Raw genomic sequence first — 17501 nt, 5'->3', positions numbered from 1 at the left:
TGTCGGAGGTGGTGCCGGAGTCGTGGGGGAGGCGGTGGTCGTCGGTCGTGCGCGGATGCCCGGGGGCGCTCAGAAGCGCCCGCCGCCGCCGCGGCGTCCGCCTCCGCCGCTGCTGCGCCCGCCGCCGAAGCCGCCGCCGCCGGAGCGCCGGGACGAGCCGCCTCCGCCGAAGCCGCCTCCGCCGAAGCCGCCCGAGCGGTAGCCGCTGCGGCGTCCGCCTCCCAGGAGCGACTCGACCAGGATCCCGCCGAGGAACGCGCCGGTGGTGTCGCCACCGTAGGGGCTGCCGACGGCGTTCGGGGCGGAGTAGGCGCCGGCGTCGGCCCGCGCCCGCTCGAGCGCCTGCTGGGCGAGCTGCGAGGCGCGCTGGGCGGAGGCGAGAGCCTCGCGGGGGTCGGTGGCGGCGATGCGCTCGGCGTACTCGGCCGAGCGGGCGGCCTCGGCGACGCGGGTGCGCGCCTCGGAGCCGACCGCGCCGCGGCGGGCCGCGATGAAGTCCTCGGCGGCCGAGACGCGGCTGCGGGCGGAGGTGAGCTCGGCGCCGAGGGCGGCCCGCTCGCGCTCGCGCTGGGCCTGCGCGTCGCGGAACCCGCCGACGGCGGCGTCGATCGTGGCGTCGGCGGCGGTGAGCGCCTCGAGCAGGGCGAGCGGGTCGTTCGGCCGCACGGAGGCGGCGCGCTCGACGTCGTCGAGGGCGGCCTCGGTCGAGGCGACCGCCGCGGCGACGTTCTGCGCCTGGGCGGCGGACTCCGCGTCCTGGGAGGCGGCGAGCGATCGTCCCTGCGCCACGTCGGCGCGGATCTCGGCGACGCGGCCGGCGAGCGACGCCTCCGCCTTCTGCAGCTCGTCGCCGCGCGTGGCCACCGCGTCGACGAGCCCGGAGGCCTGCTCGGCGGCCTGCTGCCCGGCGCGCAGCAGCACGGCGGCGCGGCCGGAGTCGCCGGCCTGCAGCGCCTGCTGGGCGCCGGCGAGCTGGTCGCGGGTGAAGCGGAGGCGGTCCTCGGCCTGGTCGGCGTCGTCGCCCACGTCGTCGATCGCGGTCGGCGCGTAGCGGGAGGCGAGCTCGGCGAGGCGGGCGCGGGCCGACGGGAGGCGGTCGCCGACCTCGGCGGCGCGAGCCGAGAGCGCGGCGGCGACCTGCGGCGCGTTCTTCTCGAGGTCGCGCAGCTCCTCGAACGCACTCGCGCGCTCGTCGAGCGTCTGCTCGGCGTCGGCGCAGAGCTGGAGGATGCGCTGGTAGCCGTCGCGGCGCTCCTGATCGGTCTCCGGCTCGGCGTCGTCGAGGCGCTGCTGCAGGGTGAAGGCCTCGCCGAGCAGGCGCTTCGCGGTGACGAGCGCCTCGCGGAACGCGCCGGTCGCGTCGGCGCCGAACTGCGCCTCCGCGAAGCCGACCTCCTGCTCGCTGGTGCGGACGGCGTCGTCGGCGTGGACGAGGGCCGACCCGGCACGGGTGGCGAGCTCGTCGATCGAGGCCTCCACCGCCTCCTGGGCGCGGCGCTTCCGCGCGCGGCGGACGAGCAGCAGCACCACGAGGCCGATCACGACGAGGGCCGCGAGCACGCCGAGCGCGATCAGCAGCCCCGAGCCGAGGGACTCGCCGGCGCTGGGCGCGTCGAGGCGCTGCCCGATCCCGTCGGCGGCGGCCACCGCGGCTCCGGCCCAGTCGCCGTCGGCGAGCCTCGGCTCGATGTCGTCGGACTGGAGCGAGGAGACCTGCGCGTCGTCGAGGGCGAAGCCCTGCGCGACCGACACCTGGTACTGGCGGGCGTCGACCGCGACGGCCAGGAGGACGTCGTCGGTGCCCAGTCCGTTGCGGGTCGCGGTCTCGTCCGCCCACGCGGCGCGGTCGGACGGATCCGTGAAGGAGTCGACGAAGGCGACGAACAGCTGCACGCGGTGCTGGTCGTAGAGGGCCCGCGAGGCCTGCTCGATCTCGGCGGTCTCTCCGGAGCTCAGCACTCCGACCGAGTCGAGGACGGTGGAGGAGGAGAAGGAGACGGGCGATTCGGCCGTCGCCGCGGTCGCGGGGACCAGCGCGAGGACCGCGGCGATCAGGAGGGCCCCGAGCGCCGGCAGCAGCCGGTAGCTCACGGGGTGGTGGGGTCTCGCCGGCATCGCGCACACTCCTTCGTCGTCGCCTCCCGAGTGTAGACAGCCCGGGTGTCCGAGCAGGAGTCGGGAGGCGGCAGGCCGTCGACCGCGTGCCCGGGGCGCGGGGGATGGGAGAACGCCGGGAGGAGGAATGACCGTGCTCCGCTCGCGGTTGCCGCCCGGAGTGCGCCGCAGGTGCACGTGCCTCCCCCCCTCAGGGCAGCCCCCTGAGACAGCTCCGTAGAAAGGCGATCCCGTGGATCCGTTCTCCCCCCTCACCGCCGGCGACCTCGACCTCCCCAACCGCATCGTCCTGGCACCGATGACGCGACTGCGCTCCGACGAGCAGGGCGTGCCCGGCGCGATCGTCGCCGAGTACTACGCCCAGCGCGCGAGCATGGGCCTGCTGATCAGCGAGGGCGTCTTCCCCAGCGCCGAGTCCAAGGGCTACGCCGGGCAGCCCGGCATCGAGACCGACGCGCAGGCCGCGGGCTGGCGCGCCGTCGCCGACGCCGTGCACGCCGCGGGCGGGCGCATCGTCATGCAGCTGATGAACGCGGGCCGCGTCTCGCACACCGAGATCACCGGCACCGACCGCATCGTCGCCCCGAGCGCCGTCGCCATCGACGGAGAGGTGCACACCCCCTCCGGCAAGAAGCCCTTCCCGGTGCCGCACGCGCTGACCACCGAGGAGCTGGCGACCGTCCGCGACGAGTTCGTCGCCGCCGCCCGCCGCGCGATCGACGCCGGCTTCGACGGAGTCGAGGTGCACGGCGCCAACGGCTACCTGCTGCACGAGTTCCTCTCGCCCGTCTCGAACGTGCGCACTGACCAGTACGGCGGGACCCCGGCCGAGCGCGCCGCGTTCCCGCTCGAGGTCACCCGCGCGATCGTCGACGAGGTCGGAGCGGGCCGCGTCGGCATCCGCCTCTCGCCGGCCCACAACATCCAGGACGTCGTCGAGACCGACGCCGACGACGTGCGCGCCACCTACGAGGCCGTCGTCGACGGGCTCGCCCCGCTCGGCCTGGCCTACCTCAGCGTCCTGCACGCCGAGCCCGCCGGCGAGCTGGTCCAGGACCTCCGCTCGCGCTTCGACGGCGTCTTCATCGCCAACAGCGGCTTCGGCTCGCCGACCAGCCGCGAGGAGGCGACCGAGCTGATCAGCGAGGGCCACGCCGACGCCGTGGCCGTCGGCCGCCCGGCGATCGCCAACCCCGACCTGGTCGAGCGCTGGCAGGGCGGGCACCCCGAGAACGAGGTCGTCCAGGAGACGGTCTACGGCGGAGGAGCCGAGGGCTACACCGACTACGAGCCCCTCTCGGCGTAGTCGCGACTCACGCGGAAGGCCCGCTCCCTCGAGGGGGAGCGGGCCTTCCGCGTACCGGGGGGATCAGCTCTCGCTGCCCCGGCTCTTCAGCTCGGACTCGATGCGGGCGTCCTGCTCGGGCGAGAGCTCGTGGTCCTCGTCCTCCGGGCCGGCCGTCTCGCCGACGCGGCCCTCGCCGAGGGCGTGGATCGAGGTGATCTCGTCCTCGAGCGCGGCGTCGCGGTCGCGCTCGCTCACGAGCCGGTCTCGATCTCCCCGGCGGAGACGGCCTCGGCGTACTTGCGGAGGTCCGGGCCGGGCTCGAAGTCGATGAAGCGGTCCTTGAGGCGCGCGTTCAGCTCCGCGAACACGTCCTCCCAGGGCTCGCCCTTCTTGCTCGTCGCGAGGTCGAGCACCGCCTCGCGGAGGACCCTGTCCGAGTCCTCGAGGATCTTGTCGCGGGCTTCGTCGTTCCAGCGGATGTCCTGTGCGTCCATGCTCCGACCGTAGGCGCGGGGCCGGGGCGCCCCAAGGACTTGCGGGCGGGGGGCGGGAGGCGTAGGAGCCCCCGCCGCTCCGCGCTCAGGAGAGCGCCGGCAGCACCTCGCGCTCGAACAGCTCGATGCCGGACCGGTCGTAGGCGGCGTCCGGGAAGTAGAGGATGCCGTAGTCCATCCCGCGCGACTGCATGCCGGCGAGCCGGTCGACGATCTGCGAGGGAGTGCCGACCGCGAGCGCGTCGGGGCTGCGGTACTCGGCGACGAAGGACGCCGCTCCCTCCGCGCCGAGGTACGGGACCACGCGCTCCTCGAGACGCTGCAGCGCCGCCTCGACCTCCGCCTCCGTCTCGCCGATCACGACGTTGTAGTTCGAGCTCCGGGTGATCGCCGAGAAGTCGGTGCCCAGGCGCTCGCAGTGCCCGCGGAGGACCGAGCTCTTGTGGTCGAACGCCTCCGGGGTCCCGGCGAAGTTCGTGTACTGCGCGTACTGGGCCGCGATCCGCAGCGTGACCTTCTCGCCGCCGCCGGCGACCCACAGCGGGATGCCGCCCTCCTGCAGGGGCAGCGGCCGGTTCTGCGCGCCGTCCACCTGGTAGTAGCGGCCGTCGAGGGTCGCGGACCCGGTCGTCCAGGCCTGCTGCAGGATCTGCACTCCCTCGTCGAGCCGGCCCAGCCGCTCGGCGATCGGCGGGAAGCCGTAGCCGTACGCGCGCCACTCGTGCTCGTACCAGCCGCCGCCGATGCCCATCTCGACCCGCCCGCCCGAGACGATGTCGACGGTCGTCGCGACCTTGGCGAGGTAGGCGGGGTTCCGGTAGCCCATGCAGGTGCACATCTGGCCCAGCCGCACGCGCGACGTGGTGGCGCCGAACGCGCTCATCAGCGACCACGCCTCGTGCGTCGCCTCCTCCGTCACCTGCGGGACGGTGTGGAAGTGGTCGTAGACCCAGATCGACTCCCAGGCGCCGTCGTCGGCGTGCCGGGCGAGGTCGCTCATGGTGCGCCACTGGTCGGCGGCCGGGACGCCGACGAGGTCGTGGCGCCAGCCCTGGGGGATGAAGAGTCCGAATCGCATGCCGCCGACCCTAGGGCGGCCCGGCCCCCGAGGTCGAGGGGGTCGCGGTGCTCGCGTACGCTTCCGACCGATGCTGACCTTCACAGAGGATCTCGGACTCCCCGTCCTCGCGCTGATGATCCTCGCCGCCTTCGCGGCCGGCTGGATCGACGCGGTCGTGGGCGGCGGCGGACTCCTCCAGCTCCCCGCCCTGCTCCTCGTGCCGGGGATCTCGCCCGTGCAGGCGCTCGCCACGAACAAGCTGGCCTCGATCTTCGGCACGACCACCAGCGCGATCACCTACTACCGGCGCGCGAAGCCCGATCTGCGCACCGCACTGCCGATGGCGGCGGTCGCCCTCGCGGGCAGCTACGGAGGCGCGACGCTCGCCGGACTCCTCCCGGCCGCGGTGTTCAAGCCGATCATCGTCGTCGCGCTGATCGTGGTCGCCGTCGTGACGATCGCCCGCCCGGCACTGGGCAGCGTCACGGTGCTCAAGCACGCGGGCCGGCGCCACCTCGTCACGGCGGCCGTGCTGGGACTCCTGATCGGCTTCTACGACGGCCTGATCGGACCGGGCACCGGGACCTTCCTGATCATCGCCCTGATCACCGCGCTGGGCTACGACTTCCTGCTCGCCAGCGCCAAGGCGAAGATCGTCAACGTCGCGACCAACCTCGGCGCCCTGCTCTACTTCATGCCGGGCGGGCACGTGATCTGGCTGCTGGGCCTCCTGATGGGCGCCGCCAACGTGGCGGGCGCGTACCTCGGCTCGCGGATGGCCGTCGCTCGTGGCAGCCGCTTCATCCGGGTCGCGTTCCTCGTCGTGGTCGGCGCCCTCATCCTCAAGGTCGGCTCCGACGTCTGGACCGAGAACCTGGCGCCGCTGCTGCGCTAGCGCGGGCTGCGGGACCGAGCCGCGGAACGAGGACGGGACCCCCGCCGCAGCAGAAGGTCCCGTCCTCGTTCCGATCGCTCGGCGCTCCGCTCCGCCGGCCTCAGCCGAAGGGGATCGAGCCGACCAGCACGCCGACGGCGAGCATGACCAGCGAGACGACGACCGCTCGCCACAGCACCTTGCGGTGGTGGTCGCCGAGGTTCACCGCGGCGAGGGAGACGAGCAGGAGGATCGCCGGGACCAGCGGGCTCTGGAGGTGCACCGGCTGCCCGGTGATGGAGGCGCGCGCCATCTCGACCGGCGAGATGCCGTAGTTCGCCGCGCTCTCGGAGAGCACGGGGAGGATGCCGTAGTAGAACGCGTCGTTCGACATGAAGAAGGTCATCGGGATGCTGAGCACGCCGGTGATCACGGCGAGGAACGGTCCGAGCGCCGGCGGGATCACCGCGACGACCCACTCCGCCATGGCGTCGACCATGCCGGTGCCGTTGAGGACGCCGATCAGCACACCGGCCGCCAGCACCATCGACACGACGCCCACGATGCTCGGCGCGTGCTTGACGATCTCGGCCGCCTGGTCCTTCATCTTCGGGAAGTTGATCAGGAGGGCGACCGCGGAGCCGACCATGAACACGTAGGGCAGCGGCAGGATGTCGGCGACCAGCAGCGTCATCACCGCGAGGGTCAGGACCAGGTTCACCCAGATCAGCTTCGGGCGCAGCGTCTCGCGCTCGGGGTCGAGCATCGTGTCGGCCATCGCGGTGTCGGCGTCGTCGGCCTGCACGCGGGCGGCGACCGCCACCTGGGCTCCGCGCAGGGCCTGGGGACCGCGGAGGAAGGAGAAGCGCTCCCGGGCGACGGTGCGGATGCCCCCGGTCAGGGCCGCGAGGCCGCCGGTGCGGGCGCCGCCCGAGCGGGAGGAGGAGCCGCGGCCGGCGCCGACGAGCTCCTGCTCGAGCATCGGCTCGGCCAGCGCGAGCGAGCCGAGGCGGCGGCGCTCGCCGAGCCCGAGGAACCAGGCGAAGACGAGCGTGACGGCCAGGCCCACCGCGAGCGAGGGGAGCATCGGCACGAAGATCTCGCTCGGCGAGACCTGGAGGGCCGCGGCGGCTCGCACCGTCGGTCCGCCCCAGGGGACGATGTTGAGCGTGCCGTTGGCCAGGCCCGCGACGCAGGTCAGCACGACCGGGTTCATCCCCAGGCGCAGGTAGATCGGGAGCATCGCGGCGGTGGTGACGATGAAGGTGGTCGAGCCGTCGCCGTCGAGCGAGACCGCACCCGCGAGCAGCGCCGTGCCGAGCACGACCTTCGCCGGGTCGTCGCCGAGCGCGCGGACGATGAAGCGGATCAGCGGGTCGAAGAGCCCGACGTCGATCATGATCCCGAAGTACATGATCGCGAACATCAGCAGCGCGGCCGTGGGCGCGAGGCTGCCGATCGCCTCGAGGACCATGTCGCCGATGCCGAGGCCGGCGCCCGCGAAGAGGCCGAAGATCGTCGGCACGACGATCAGGGCGACCATCGGCGTCAGCCGCTTGGTCATGATCAGGGCCATGAAGGCCAGGATCATGGTGAAACCGAGTACTACCAACACAGCTGACTCCTTCGTCCAGTGCCTCCGCCCGCGCTCGGCGGGAGAGCCGGCCGGGAGATGCTGGAAACCCTAGGCAGCCCCGCGTCCGGCGCCGGGGTATCGCTCATTACGGCGACATCTGCGCATAGTGTGGCTTCTGCGCATTCTGCGCACGACGACGGCGAGGAGGCCCCGATGCGCTTCGCGACCCACGTCCTGGTCCTGCAGCTCGCCACGGTGTCGGCCGCCGTGCTGGTCTGCGCCGGCCTCGTCACCGCGCTCAGCGTCCAGCAGCTGCGCGGCGAGGCGGAGGGGACGGCGCTCGCCATCGCCCGCACCGTCGCCGAGGACCCCGACGTGCGCGACGCGGTCGCCGCGTCCTCCGCCGTGCCCGGCGCGCCCGCCGCCTCGGAGCTGCGCGGCGGACCGCTCGAGGACGTCGCCGCCGCCGTCGAGCAGCGCACCGGCGCGCTCTTCGTCGTGATCACCGACGACCAGGGCATCCGCCTCGCCCACCCCGACGAGGACCGCCTCGGCAAGCGGGTCTCGACGAGCCCCGACGAGGCGCTCGCCGGGCGCGAGAGCGTCTCGTGGGGCACCGGCACGCTGGGCGAGTCGGCACGGGCCAAGGTCCCGGTCTTCGCCGCGGGGGAGCAACGGGTCGTCGGCGAGGTCAGCATCGGCTTCGCGCGCTCCAGCGTCTTCACCGACCTGCCGACCGCGCTGCTCGGCGTCCTCGCCGCGGCGCTCGCCGGGCTGGTGCTCGCCGCCGTCGCCTCCGTCTTCATCCGCCGCCGCCTGCTGCGCCTGACGCTCGGCCTCGCTCCGGAGGAGCTCACCTCGCTCGTGCAGGACCAGGCCGCCGTGCTCGACGGGGTCGACGAGGGCGTGCTCGCGCTCGACCGCGACGGGCGCGTCGGCGTCTGCAATGCGCGGGCCGCCGCGATCCTCGGCTCCGACGATCCGACCGGGCGGGCGCTGCACGGGCGGCCGCTCGCGGAGCTCGACCTGCCCGTTCCGCTGGCCGACGCGATCGGCGCCGCGCTGGACTCCGTCGAACCGCCCCGCCCCGGAGGCGAGGAGGGCTTCGTCGTCCGCTCCCGCATCGTCTACGTCGACATCCGCCGGGTGACCCGCGGCGACCGCGACCTGGGCGTGGTAGTGGTGCTGCGCGACCGCACCGACCTGGCCGCGCTGAGCCGGCGCCTCGACGCGGTCGGCGCGATGACCAACGCGCTCCGGGTGCAGCGGCACGAGTTCGCCAACCGCCTGCACGTGGTCGCGGGCCTGCTGGATGCGGGGCGGACCGCGTCGGCGCGCGACTACCTCGACGAGGTGCTGACCCGCGGCCCGCTCAAGTACCCGGTGCAGCACGCCGACCGGCTGCAGGAGCCGTACCTCCAGGCGCTCGTCGGCGCGAAGGGCATCGAGGCGGCCGAGCGCGGCGTGCTGCTGACGCTCGGTGAGGAGACGCTGGTGCGCGGCACCGTCGTCGAGCCGGAGGACGTCGCCACGGTGGTCGGGAACCTGGTCGACAACGCGGTGCGCGCGGCGGTCGAGGGGCGGCGGGACGTGCGCTTCGTCGAGGTCGAGCTGCTCGACGACGGCGACGCGCTCTTCGTGACGGTCGCCGACTCCGGCGACGGAGTGCTCGATCCGGACTCGCTGTTCGACCGGGCCGGCGCGGGCGACCCCGTCGAGGACGACGGACGCGTGCACGGCCGCGGCTTCGGCCTGCCGCTGTGCCGTGAGGTGGCCGCCCGCCGCGGCGGCGAGGTCTGGCTGGCGGACGCCGGCGGAGCGGAGTCGGGGGCCGTGCTGTGCGCGCGCCTCCCCGGAGCGGTGCTGCCGCCGGAGCAGGACGGGGACGGGTCATGAGCGCGGACACGGCGCGGGAGCGCACGGTGCTGGTGGTGGACGACGACTTCCGGGTCGCGCAGCTGCACGCGGACCTGGTCGAGGCGCGGCAGGGGCTGACGGCCCTTCCTCCGGTGCACACGGCGCGCGCGGCGCGGGCGGCCGTCGCCGAGCACGCGCCCGATCTGCTGCTGCTCGACGTGCACCTGCCGGATCAGAGCGGGATCGCGCTGCTCCGCGAGCTCGACACCGACGCGTTCGTCGTGAGCGCCGCCTCCGACGGGGCGACGGTGCGGCGCGCCCTGCACGCGGGAGCGCTCGGGTACCTCATCAAGCCGTTCGAGGCGCGCCTGCTCGGCGAGCGCCTCGACGCGTACGTGCGGTTCCGGAACGTGCTGCGGGAGGACCGCGCGGCCGATCAGGAGGCGGTGGAGCGGGCGCTGCGCATCCTGCACTCGGGCGACGCGACCGCCGCGCAGCCCTCGCGCTCGGCGACCGAGCAGCTCGTCCTGGCGCGCCTGGCCGAGTCGGGCGCCGAGCTGTCGGCCCTCGAGGTGGCCGAGCGCGCCGGCATCTCGCGCGCCACCGCCCAGCGCTACCTCTCGGGCCTCGCGGGCCGCGGCCTTGTCGAGATGACCCTCAGCTACGGCACCACCGGCCGCCCGGAGCACCGCTACCGCGCCCGCTGACCCTCCGCGAGCGGAGTCCGCGCTCGAGCCGGCGGGGCGTTCTCGGCGGTCGGGACCCGCTCTCGGGGACCTGAGCGCCTAGGGGAGCTGACTGCGGAGCACCGGCGTGCGGTGCTCGGTCGAGCCGAACGGGGGATCCGCGTGTCAGCGGATCCTCCTAGGCGGTCGGGACCCGCTCTCCGGGACCCGACCGCCTAGGGGAGCCGACCGCGGTGCGCCGCCCCGCGGCGTTCGGTCGAGCCGAACGGGCGATCCGCGTGTCAGCGGATCGTCGTAGGCGGTCGGGACCCGCTCTCCGGGACCCGACCGCCTAGGGGAGCCGACCGCGGTGCGCCGCCCCGCGGCGCACGAGACGACTCAGTGCGTCGCGTCGACGTCCGCGCCCGCGGCCTCGGCCACGCGGCGGCGCTCGGCGGCCTCGGCGGCCATGCGGCGGCCCTTGGGGCTGACGAGGGAGGCGATCACCGTGATCACGAGGACGCCGATGATGACCGAGAGCGACAGTCCGGTGCCGATCTCGAAGACCTCCACGTGCTCGCCGTTGTTGATGAACGGCAGGTTGTTCTCGTGGAGCGCGTGCAGGATCAGCTTCACGCCGATGAAGGCGAGGATCGCGGCGAGGCCGATGCTGAGGTAGACGAGGCGGTCGAGCAGACCGTCGATGAGGAAGTACAGCTGGCGCAGGCCCAGAAGCGAGAACGCGGTCGCCGTGAAGACGAGGTACACGTCGCTGGTGAGGCCGAAGATCGCCGGCACGCTGTCGAGGGCGAACAGGATGTCCGTTCCGCCGATCGCCGCCATGACGAGGATCATCGGCGTGAGGACCTTCTTGCCGTCGATGTGCGTGTAGAACTTGTCGCCGTCGTACTGGTCGCTCGTCTTGAAGATCCGCTTGGCCAGGCGCACCATCACGTTGTCGCTGGAGTGGTCGTCGCCCGGCTTGACCAGGTTGAACGCGGTCAGCAGGAGGATCAGGCCGAAGATGTAGAAGACCCAGGCGAACGAGTTGATCAGTGCGGCGCCGAGGAAGATGAAGCCGGTGCGGGCGATCAGTGCGAAGACGATTCCGAAGAGGAGCACCTTCTGCTGGTCGGCGCGGGGCACCTTGAAGCTCGCCATGATGATGAGGAAGACGAACAGGTTGTCGACCGAGAGGGCCTTCTCGGTGATGTACCCCGCGAAGTACTCCGATCCGGGCGTCGCTCCGCCGAAGACGAGGACGCCGAGCCCGAAGAGCACGGCGATGCCGACGTAGAGCGCCGACCAGATCGACGACTCCTTCAGCGTGGGCTCGTGGGCCTTCCGGACGTGGAAGAAGAAGTCGAAGAGCAGGAGCAGGACGATGAAGACGATCGTCAGGGTCCAGATCAGGGGCGATACGGTCATGAAGGGGCTGGCCTCGCTCGTGAAGGGGGGTCGGGGGACGGTCGCGGGGGTCGCTCGTCAAGGGAAAAGGTAGCGAGGCACCGTGACGAGCAGGGCGCCCGCCGATGGATCGTGAGTATCTTCTCAGTTCTCCGCGCGTCCCTCGCGCCCAGCGGCCGGAGCGCCACACTGGTCACCATGACCGGCGCCGCTGTCGACAGGACCTTCCAGGACGCCTCCGGCGTCGTCATCCACTACCGCTGGTGGCCGCACCCCTCGCCCCGCGCGATCGTGCAGCTGGCCCACGGGGTCGGCGAGCACTCGGGGCGCTACGTCGAGCTGGCGGAGGCGCTGGTCGCCGCCGGGTACGCGGTCGCGGCGGACGACCACCGCGGGCACGGCCGGACCGGCCTCGAGCAGCACGGCGGCGACTCCTCCCGGCTCGGACTGCTGGGGCCGGGCGGCCTGCGCGCGACCGAGGCGGCGATCCTCCGGCTGACGGAGCTGCTCGCGGAGGAGAGCCCGGGAGTGCCGATCGTGCTGCTCGGCCACTCCTGGGGGTCGCTCATGGCGCAGCGGATCGTCGACCACCACTCCGGCGCCTACGCCGCGCTCGTGCTGAGCGGCACGGCCTACCGCCTCCCGGGGCACATGAACGCGGGCGACCTGGCGAAGCGGCACCGCGTCGCCGGCGGCCTCGGCCTCGAGTGGCTCTCCCGCGACCCGGAGGTCTGGCAGCGGTTCCACGACGACCCCCTCACCTTCACCACGCCGCTCGCGAAGCGGATCGGGCTGGTCGAGACCCTGCGGCTGGTCGGCCGCCCGAAGCGCGGGCCCGAGCATCCGCTGCCCCTGCTGCTGGTCGTGGGCGCCGACGACACCCTCGGCGGCGAGCGGTCGGTGCGCGCGCTCGCCCAGGCCTACCGGCGGCGGGCCGGGTACACGGACGTCTCGGTGCGGGTGTACCCGGAGGCGCGGCACGAGCTGTTCCAGGAGCTCAACCGGGCCGAGGTCACGGCCGATCTCGTGGAGTGGCTGGGCGAGCGCTTCCCCGCCCCGGCTCGCGCCTAGGCTGGCGTCATGCATGGCGAGTACAAGGTCCCCGGCGGAAAGCTCGTGGTCGTCGACCTCGACGTGGTCGACGGGAGGTTCGCCGGGTTCCGCCTGGCGGGCGACTTCTTCCTCGAGCCCGACACGGCCCTCGACGACATCGACCGCGCGGTCGTGGGCCTCCCGGCCGAGACCGACGCGAAGTCCATCGCCGCCGCCATCCGGCAGGCGCTCCCGGCCGACGCGGTCCTGCTCGGCTTCACGCCCGAGGCCGTCGCGGTCGCCATCCGCCGCTCGCTGCAGAAGGCGACCAGCTGGCGCGACTACGACTGGCGCATCGTGCACGACCGGGCCGTCCCTCCCGCGACCCACCTGGCGCTCGACGAGGTGCTGACCGCCGCGGTCGGCGAGGGCCGTCGCGAGCCGACGCTGCGGATCTGGGAGTGGGACCAGCCCGCCGTCGTCATCGGCAGCTTCCAGTCGCTCCGCAACGAGGTCGACCTCGACAACGCGGCGAAGTACGGCGTCGACGTGGTCCGCCGCATCTCGGGCGGCGGCGCGATGTTCATGGAGGCGGGCAGCGTCGTCACGTACTCGCTCTACGTCCCCGGCGACCTCGTCCAGGGGCTGACCTTCGCCGACTCCTACGCCTTCCTCGACGAGTGGGCCGTCAGCGCGCTGCAGTCGCTCGGGATCGACGCGGTCTACCAGCCGCTCAACGACATCACCTCGCCCTCGGGCAAGATCGGCGGCGCCGCGCAGAAGCGCCTGGGCTCCGGCGCCGTCCTCCACCACGTGACCATGAGCTACGACATCGACGCCGAGAAGATGGTGCAGGTGCTGCGGATCGGCCGCGAGAAGCTCTCGGACAAGGGCATCGCCTCCGCCGTGAAGCGCGTCGACCCGCTGCGCAGCCAGACCGGGCTCAGCCGCGCCGAGATCATCGAGCGGATGAAGGCGACCTTCGTGCAGCTGCACGGCGGCGAGGCGGGGACGCTGACCGAGGAGGAGTACGCGGCGGCGGAGGAGCTGGTGCGGACGAAGTACTCGACTCCGGAGTGGCTGCGGCGCGTCCCCTGACCGGCGGGTCCGGGGCGGCGGTCGCCGGCGCGTGGACCCGGAGTGGAACGCGGCGGGCCGGTCCGGCGGGCTCCCCTCAGCTCGCGAGGAGCTCCTGGTAGTCCGGGTGCTCGGCGATGAACTCGGCGACGAACGGGCAGGCCGGGACGATGCGCCCGCCGAAGCGCTCGTGCGCGTCGTCGAGGGCCGCCTCGACGAGGGTGTCGCCGAGGCCCTCGTGGCGGTGCTCGGGCGCGATCTCGGTGTGGAGGAAGACCACGTCGCGGCCGCGGACGGCGTAGTCCGCGACTCCGACGGTCTCGCCGTCGAGCCAGAGCGTGTAGCGGGACGAGTCCTCGTCGTGGCGCACCTCGGAGATCATCGCGCCACTCTACGCCGGAGCCTCCCCGGCACCCGTCGAGCGCGGGCGCGAGGCGCGGAGCGTGTCGCCGGGCTCGCGCGCACTGGCACAATTGCCGGGTGCCCAGGACGATCCAGATCGCGGACGGCGTCCCGGAGTCGCGGAGCGCGGTGTTCCACGCCGACAACCTCGAGGTCCTGCCGCAGCTGGCCGACGGGGCCTTCACCGTCGTCTACCTCGACCCGCCGTTCAACACGGGCCGGGCGCAGGTGCGCACCTCGACCACCTCGGTGCGCTCCACCACCGGCACGATCGCCGGCTTCAAGGGGCGCAGCTACGAGCGGATCCGCGGCGACCTGCTCCGCTACGACGACCGCTTCGACGACTACTGGTCGTTCCTCGAGCCGCGGCTGGCCGAGGCGTGGCGGCTGCTCGCCGACGACGGCACCCTCTACCTCCACCTCGACTACCGCGAGGCGCACTACGCGAAGGTGCTGCTCGACGCGCTCTTCGGCCGCGAGTGCTTCCTCAACGAGATCATCTGGGCGTACGACTACGGAGCGAAGGCCACGCGCCGCTGGCCGACCAAGCACGACACGATCCTCGTCTACGTGAAGGACCCGCGCGGCTACCACTTCGACTCCGCCGCCGTGGATCGCGAGCCGTACATGGCCCCGGGCCTGGTGACCCCCGAGAAGGCCGAGCGCGGTAAGCGGCCGACCGACGTGTGGTGGCACACGATCGTCTCGCCGACCGGCCGCGAGAAGACCGGGTACCCGACGCAGAAGCCGGAGGGGATCCTCCGCCGCATCGTGCAGGCGTCCAGCCGCGAGGGCGACGCCGTCCTCGACTTCTTCGCCGGCTCCGGCACGACCGGCGCCGTCGCGCACGCTCTCGGCCGCCGCTTCGTCCTCGTCGACGAGCACGCCGACGCGGTCGCCGTCATGCGCCGCCGCTTCGCCGCCCTCGACCCGGCGCCGCTCTTCCTCTGACGCGGACGCTCGCGACTCCTCAGACGTCGCCGTCCTCGCTCGCCACCCCCGCGACTCCTGCGCACTCGTGCGGAACCGGCGGTTAACCTGCCTCCGGGTCCACGACGGGGTCTGCTGAACGTGGCCGAGCGACTGCCGGCGCGCCCAGAACACGGAAGTCGCGGTACTCGAGAGCGAGTACCGCGACTTCCGCGTAGTCGCGGGCCGGCGTCAGCTGCTGGCGCGGACGACCAGCGACGTCGGCATCAGCGTGCGGTGCTCCACGGGGAGCCCCTCGATGCGGGCGGTCAGCAGCTCCACCATGCGGGCGCCGAGCTCGTCGGGGAGCTGGCGAACGGTGGTCAGCGCGGGGACGGCGTTCCGCGCGAAGAGATCGTCGTCGAAGCCCACGACGGACACGTCCTCGGGGATCCGGCGGCCGGCCTCGCGGAGGGCGGCGTAGGCGCCGACCGCCATCTGGTCGTTCGCGGCGAAGACGCCGTCCAGGTCGGGATCGCGGTCGAGGAGGCGGCGCATCGCGTCGGTGCCGCTGGCCGGCGAGAAGTCGCCCCACTCGACGAGGTCGTCGGCGAGGCCGGCGTCGGTGAGGGCGCCCCGCCAGCCGATCAGGCGGTCGACGCCCGGCGGCATGTCGGCGGGTCCCGCGATGGTCGCGATCCGGCGTCGGCCGCGCTCGATGAGGTGCGCGGTGGCGACGGCCGCCCCCTCCGTGTTGTCCACGTCCACGAAGTAGGAGCCGCGCTCGTCGGGCGAGAGCGGCCGGCCGCCGAAGACGATCGGCAGCGTGCCCGAGAGCGCCGCGTAGGAGTGGTCGCCCGAGTGGTGCGAGACCACGAGCGCCCCGTCGACGTTCCCGCCGAGCAGGTACCGCCGCGTCTTCTCGCCGTCCGTCTCGGACGCGATCAGCATCGAGAGCGTGTAGTCCGTGTCGGCCAGGCGCATCGCGGCGCCCTGCACGATCGAGGCGAAGAACGGGTCCGCGAAGACGCGCGCGGTCGACTCCGGCACGATCAGCGCGATCGACTGCGTGCGCCGCGAGGCGAGCATCCGCGCCGCGTGATTGGGCACGTAGTCGAGCTCGCCGATCGCCTTCTCGACGGCGGCCACGATCTCGGCCGCCACCTGCGGGGCGCCGTTGACCACCCGCGAGACCGTCGCGCGCGAGACTCCGGCCCGCGCCGCGACCATCTCGAGGGTGGGGGAGCGGCCCCCGCCGCGGACGCCCGTCGGCTCGCTCACGGGTCAGTCCAGGATCGCCGCGGCGCTGCCGCCGAGCAGTCGGGAGTAGACCAGGCCCGAGTCCTTCACGATCCGCTCCTGCGTGTCGTAGTCGACGCGCACGATGCCGAAGCGCTTCTCGTAGCCCCAGGCCCACTCGTAGTTGTCGAGGAGGGACCACACGAAGTAGCCGCGGACGTCGGCGCCCTGGTCGATCGCGTCGGCGACCTTCTCGATGTGGTCGAGCACGTACTGCGTGCGGTCCGCGTCGTGCACGCGGCCGTCCTCGACGACGTCGTCGTAGGCGGCGCCGTTCTCGGTCACGTAGAGCGGAGGGAGGTTCTCGTACTCCAGGCCCAGGCGGGTCAGCAGGTAGCGCAGCCCGTCGGGGTTCACCTCCCAGTCCATCGCGGTGCGCGGCAGACCGCGCGACGGGAAGGTGATGAACTCGGAGCCGACCCAGGGGGAGCCGACCTCGCGGTCGGTCGCCTGGGCGAAGTCGTCGGCTCCGGCCGGCAGCGGATGCGCCGAGACGTTGTCGTCGTGGTAGTGGTTCACGCCGAGGAAGTCGAGCGGGAGCGAGATGAGATCGAGGTCGCCGTCGACGATCAGCTCGTCGAGGCCGAGCCCGGCGACGTCCTCGAGCAGGTCCTCGGGGTACTCGCCGCGCAGCAGCGGGTCGAGGAAGATGCGGTTCTGGAGCGCGTCGAAGCGGCGTGCGGCGTCGAGGTCGGCCTCGTCCTCGGGGTCGTCGGGGACGGCGTTCGAGAGGTTGAGCGTGATGCCCAGGTTCTGCGCGCCGAGCTGCCGGAGCGTCGAGACGGCCAGACCGTGCGCGAGGTGGGTGTGGTGCACGGCGGCGAGGGCCTTCTGCTGCGAGATCACGCCGGGGGCGTGCACGCCCGCCCCGTAGGAGAGCAGGGTCGAGCAGAACGGCTCGTTGAACGTCGTCCAGTGCTGCACCCGGTCGCCGAGGCTCTCGTAGACGGCCTCGGCGTAGTCCCGGAAGCGCTCGGCGGTGTCGCGGTTCGCCCAGCCGCCGGTCTCCTCGACGGCCTGCGGGAGGTCCCAGTGGTAGAGGGTGAGCCACGGCAGCACGCCGGCGCCGAGCAGCTCGTCGACCAGGCGGGAGTAGAAGTCGAGGCCCTCGGGGTTCACCGCGCGATCGCCCGGCTTGACGCGCGCCCAGCTGACCGAGAAGCGGTAGGAGCCGAGCCCCAGCTCCTTCATCAGCTGCACGTCCGCGGGCATCCGGTGGTAGTGGTCCACCGCGACCTCGGGGGTGTCGCCCTTCGCGACCGCACCGGGGACGCGGGAGAACGCGTCCCAGATGCTGTCCTCCTTGCCGCCCTCGTGGCCGGCGCCCTCGATCTGAGCGGCGGCGGTCGCGGATCCCCAGAGGAAGCCGGCGGGCCAGTCGCGGACGGCGAGCCGGTCGGCGCGGGCGATCTGCTCCGAGAGGCTCGGGGTCGCGGGGGAGGGGGT

16 protein-coding genes are annotated in these 17501 nt (G+C 73.2%); 7 read left to right on the top strand and 9 right to left on the bottom strand.

Annotated elements, in window-relative coordinates:
* Positions 1-69: 69 nt before the first annotated feature.
* Positions 70-2115: a TPM domain-containing protein gene (locus C5C10_RS14355; protein ID WP_104329574.1), complete on the bottom strand. Its 2046-nt coding sequence runs from the start codon at positions 2113-2115 to the stop codon at positions 70-72.
* Positions 2116-2347: 232 nt separating this feature from the next.
* Here C5C10_RS14355 and C5C10_RS14350 point away from each other — a divergent pair, with 232 nt between their 5' ends.
* Positions 2348-3421 (top strand): alkene reductase, encoded by a 1074-nt coding sequence (locus C5C10_RS14350; RefSeq protein ID WP_104238614.1) that lies wholly within the window; start codon positions 2348-2350, stop codon positions 3419-3421.
* Positions 3422-3484: 63 nt separating this feature from the next.
* Here C5C10_RS14350 and C5C10_RS17935 read toward each other — a convergent pair whose 3' ends face one another.
* From C5C10_RS17935 to C5C10_RS14340, 3 genes are all read right to left on the bottom strand, one after another.
* The gene (locus tag C5C10_RS17935; protein WP_181073473.1) at positions 3485-3658 is read right to left on the bottom strand and encodes a hypothetical protein; all 174 of its coding nucleotides are present in this window, start codon (positions 3656-3658) and stop codon (positions 3485-3487) included.
* The gene (locus tag C5C10_RS14345; RefSeq protein ID WP_068251275.1) at positions 3655-3897 is read right to left on the bottom strand and encodes a hypothetical protein; all 243 of its coding nucleotides are present in this window, start codon (positions 3895-3897) and stop codon (positions 3655-3657) included. Before C5C10_RS14345 ends, C5C10_RS17935 begins: the two co-directional genes overlap by 4 nt.
* A gap of 85 nt (positions 3898-3982) precedes the next feature.
* Positions 3983-4975: an LLM class F420-dependent oxidoreductase gene (locus C5C10_RS14340; protein WP_104223861.1), complete on the bottom strand. Its 993-nt coding sequence runs from the start codon at positions 4973-4975 to the stop codon at positions 3983-3985.
* A gap of 70 nt (positions 4976-5045) precedes the next feature.
* Between C5C10_RS14340 and C5C10_RS14335 the strand changes: the two genes are divergently transcribed.
* Positions 5046-5852 carry a TSUP family transporter gene (locus C5C10_RS14335; protein WP_104329573.1) on the top strand — a complete coding sequence of 269 codons (807 nt, stop codon included), beginning with the start codon at positions 5046-5048 and terminating at the stop codon, positions 5850-5852.
* 100 nt (positions 5853-5952) lie between these two features.
* Here the strand turns inward: C5C10_RS14335 and C5C10_RS14330 are convergent, their stop codons facing one another.
* Positions 5953-7422 (bottom strand): CitMHS family transporter, encoded by a 1470-nt coding sequence (locus C5C10_RS14330; protein ID WP_104233156.1) that lies wholly within the window; start codon positions 7420-7422, stop codon positions 5953-5955.
* 198 nt (positions 7423-7620) lie between these two features.
* Here C5C10_RS14330 and C5C10_RS14325 point away from each other — a divergent pair, with 198 nt between their 5' ends.
* Both C5C10_RS14325 and C5C10_RS14320 read left to right on the top strand, forming a co-directional pair.
* Entirely contained in the window at positions 7621-9303 is a 1683-nt protein-coding gene (locus C5C10_RS14325; RefSeq protein WP_104329572.1) for a sensor histidine kinase, read from the top strand.
* Complete coding sequence (locus C5C10_RS14320) at positions 9300-9971, top strand: response regulator (protein WP_104223865.1); 672 nt, start codon at positions 9300-9302, stop codon at positions 9969-9971. Before C5C10_RS14325 ends, C5C10_RS14320 begins: the two co-directional genes overlap by 4 nt.
* Positions 9972-10328: 357 nt before the next feature.
* Here the strand turns inward: C5C10_RS14320 and C5C10_RS14315 are convergent, their stop codons facing one another.
* Positions 10329-11357 carry a TerC family protein gene (locus tag C5C10_RS14315; RefSeq protein WP_104223866.1) on the bottom strand — a complete coding sequence of 343 codons (1029 nt, stop codon included), beginning with the start codon at positions 11355-11357 and terminating at the stop codon, positions 10329-10331.
* Positions 11358-11534: 177 nt separating this feature from the next.
* Here C5C10_RS14315 and C5C10_RS14310 point away from each other — a divergent pair, with 177 nt between their 5' ends.
* On the top strand, positions 11535-12407 hold the full coding sequence (locus tag C5C10_RS14310; protein ID WP_104233159.1) for an alpha/beta fold hydrolase: 873 nt from the start codon (positions 11535-11537) through the stop codon (positions 12405-12407).
* Between the two features lie 9 nt (positions 12408-12416).
* On the top strand, positions 12417-13466 hold the full coding sequence (locus C5C10_RS14305; RefSeq protein WP_104225162.1) for a biotin/lipoate A/B protein ligase family protein: 1050 nt from the start codon (positions 12417-12419) through the stop codon (positions 13464-13466).
* A 76-nt stretch (positions 13467-13542) separates the two neighbouring features.
* On the opposite strand, the gene C5C10_RS14300 is transcribed toward C5C10_RS14305, so the two are convergent.
* On the bottom strand, positions 13543-13827 hold the full coding sequence (locus tag C5C10_RS14300) for a GNAT family N-acetyltransferase (protein ID WP_104262724.1): 285 nt from the start codon (positions 13825-13827) through the stop codon (positions 13543-13545).
* A gap of 98 nt (positions 13828-13925) precedes the next feature.
* On the opposite strand from C5C10_RS14300, the gene C5C10_RS14295 reads away from it, so the two are divergent.
* The gene (locus C5C10_RS14295; protein ID WP_104225160.1) at positions 13926-14798 is read left to right on the top strand and encodes a site-specific DNA-methyltransferase; all 873 of its coding nucleotides are present in this window, start codon (positions 13926-13928) and stop codon (positions 14796-14798) included.
* Between the two features lie 210 nt (positions 14799-15008).
* On the opposite strand, the gene C5C10_RS14290 is transcribed toward C5C10_RS14295, so the two are convergent.
* A complete protein-coding gene (locus C5C10_RS14290) occupies positions 15009-15986 on the bottom strand; it encodes a LacI family DNA-binding transcriptional regulator (protein ID WP_104329579.1) in 978 nt (325 codons plus the stop codon).
* A gap of 54 nt (positions 15987-16040) precedes the next feature.
* Positions 16041-17465: a GH1 family beta-glucosidase gene (locus C5C10_RS14285; RefSeq protein ID WP_104329578.1), complete on the bottom strand. Its 1425-nt coding sequence runs from the start codon at positions 17463-17465 to the stop codon at positions 16041-16043.
* Between the last annotated feature and the right edge of the window lie 36 nt (positions 17466-17501).

The organism is Rathayibacter sp. AY1A3 (assembly GCF_002930975.1).
Lineage (GTDB): Bacteria > Actinomycetota > Actinomycetes > Actinomycetales > Microbacteriaceae > Rathayibacter.
This window is presented reverse-complemented; position numbering and strand designations above follow the sequence as displayed.

Excerpts from the sequence above, each read along its gene's own strand:
- C5C10_RS14355 (WP_104329574.1), bottom strand. The coding sequence starts at position 2,115 with ATGCCGGCGAGACCCCACCACCCCGTGAGCTACCGGCTGCTGCCGGCG.
- C5C10_RS14340 (WP_104223861.1), bottom strand. The coding sequence starts at position 4,975 with ATGCGATTCGGACTCTTCATCCCCCAGGGCTGGCGCCACGACCTCGTC.
- C5C10_RS14310 (WP_104233159.1), top strand. The coding sequence starts at position 11,535 with ATGACCGGCGCCGCTGTCGACAGGACCTTCCAGGACGCCTCCGGCGTC.
- C5C10_RS14345 (WP_068251275.1), bottom strand. The coding sequence starts at position 3,897 with ATGGACGCACAGGACATCCGCTGGAACGACGAAGCCCGCGACAAGATC.
- C5C10_RS14315 (WP_104223866.1), bottom strand. The coding sequence starts at position 11,357 with ATGACCGTATCGCCCCTGATCTGGACCCTGACGATCGTCTTCATCGTC.
- C5C10_RS14330 (WP_104233156.1), bottom strand. The coding sequence starts at position 7,422 with ATGATCCTGGCCTTCATGGCCCTGATCATGACCAAGCGGCTGACGCCG.
- C5C10_RS14300 (WP_104262724.1), bottom strand. The coding sequence starts at position 13,827 with ATGATCTCCGAGGTGCGCCACGACGAGGACTCGTCCCGCTACACGCTC.
- C5C10_RS14305 (WP_104225162.1), top strand. The coding sequence starts at position 12,417 with ATGCATGGCGAGTACAAGGTCCCCGGCGGAAAGCTCGTGGTCGTCGAC.
- C5C10_RS14325 (WP_104329572.1), top strand. The coding sequence starts at position 7,621 with ATGCGCTTCGCGACCCACGTCCTGGTCCTGCAGCTCGCCACGGTGTCG.
- C5C10_RS14320 (WP_104223865.1), top strand. The coding sequence starts at position 9,300 with ATGAGCGCGGACACGGCGCGGGAGCGCACGGTGCTGGTGGTGGACGAC.
- C5C10_RS14290 (WP_104329579.1), bottom strand. The coding sequence starts at position 15,986 with ATGGTCGCGGCGCGGGCCGGAGTCTCGCGCGCGACGGTCTCGCGGGTG.
- C5C10_RS14335 (WP_104329573.1), top strand. The coding sequence starts at position 5,046 with ATGCTGACCTTCACAGAGGATCTCGGACTCCCCGTCCTCGCGCTGATG.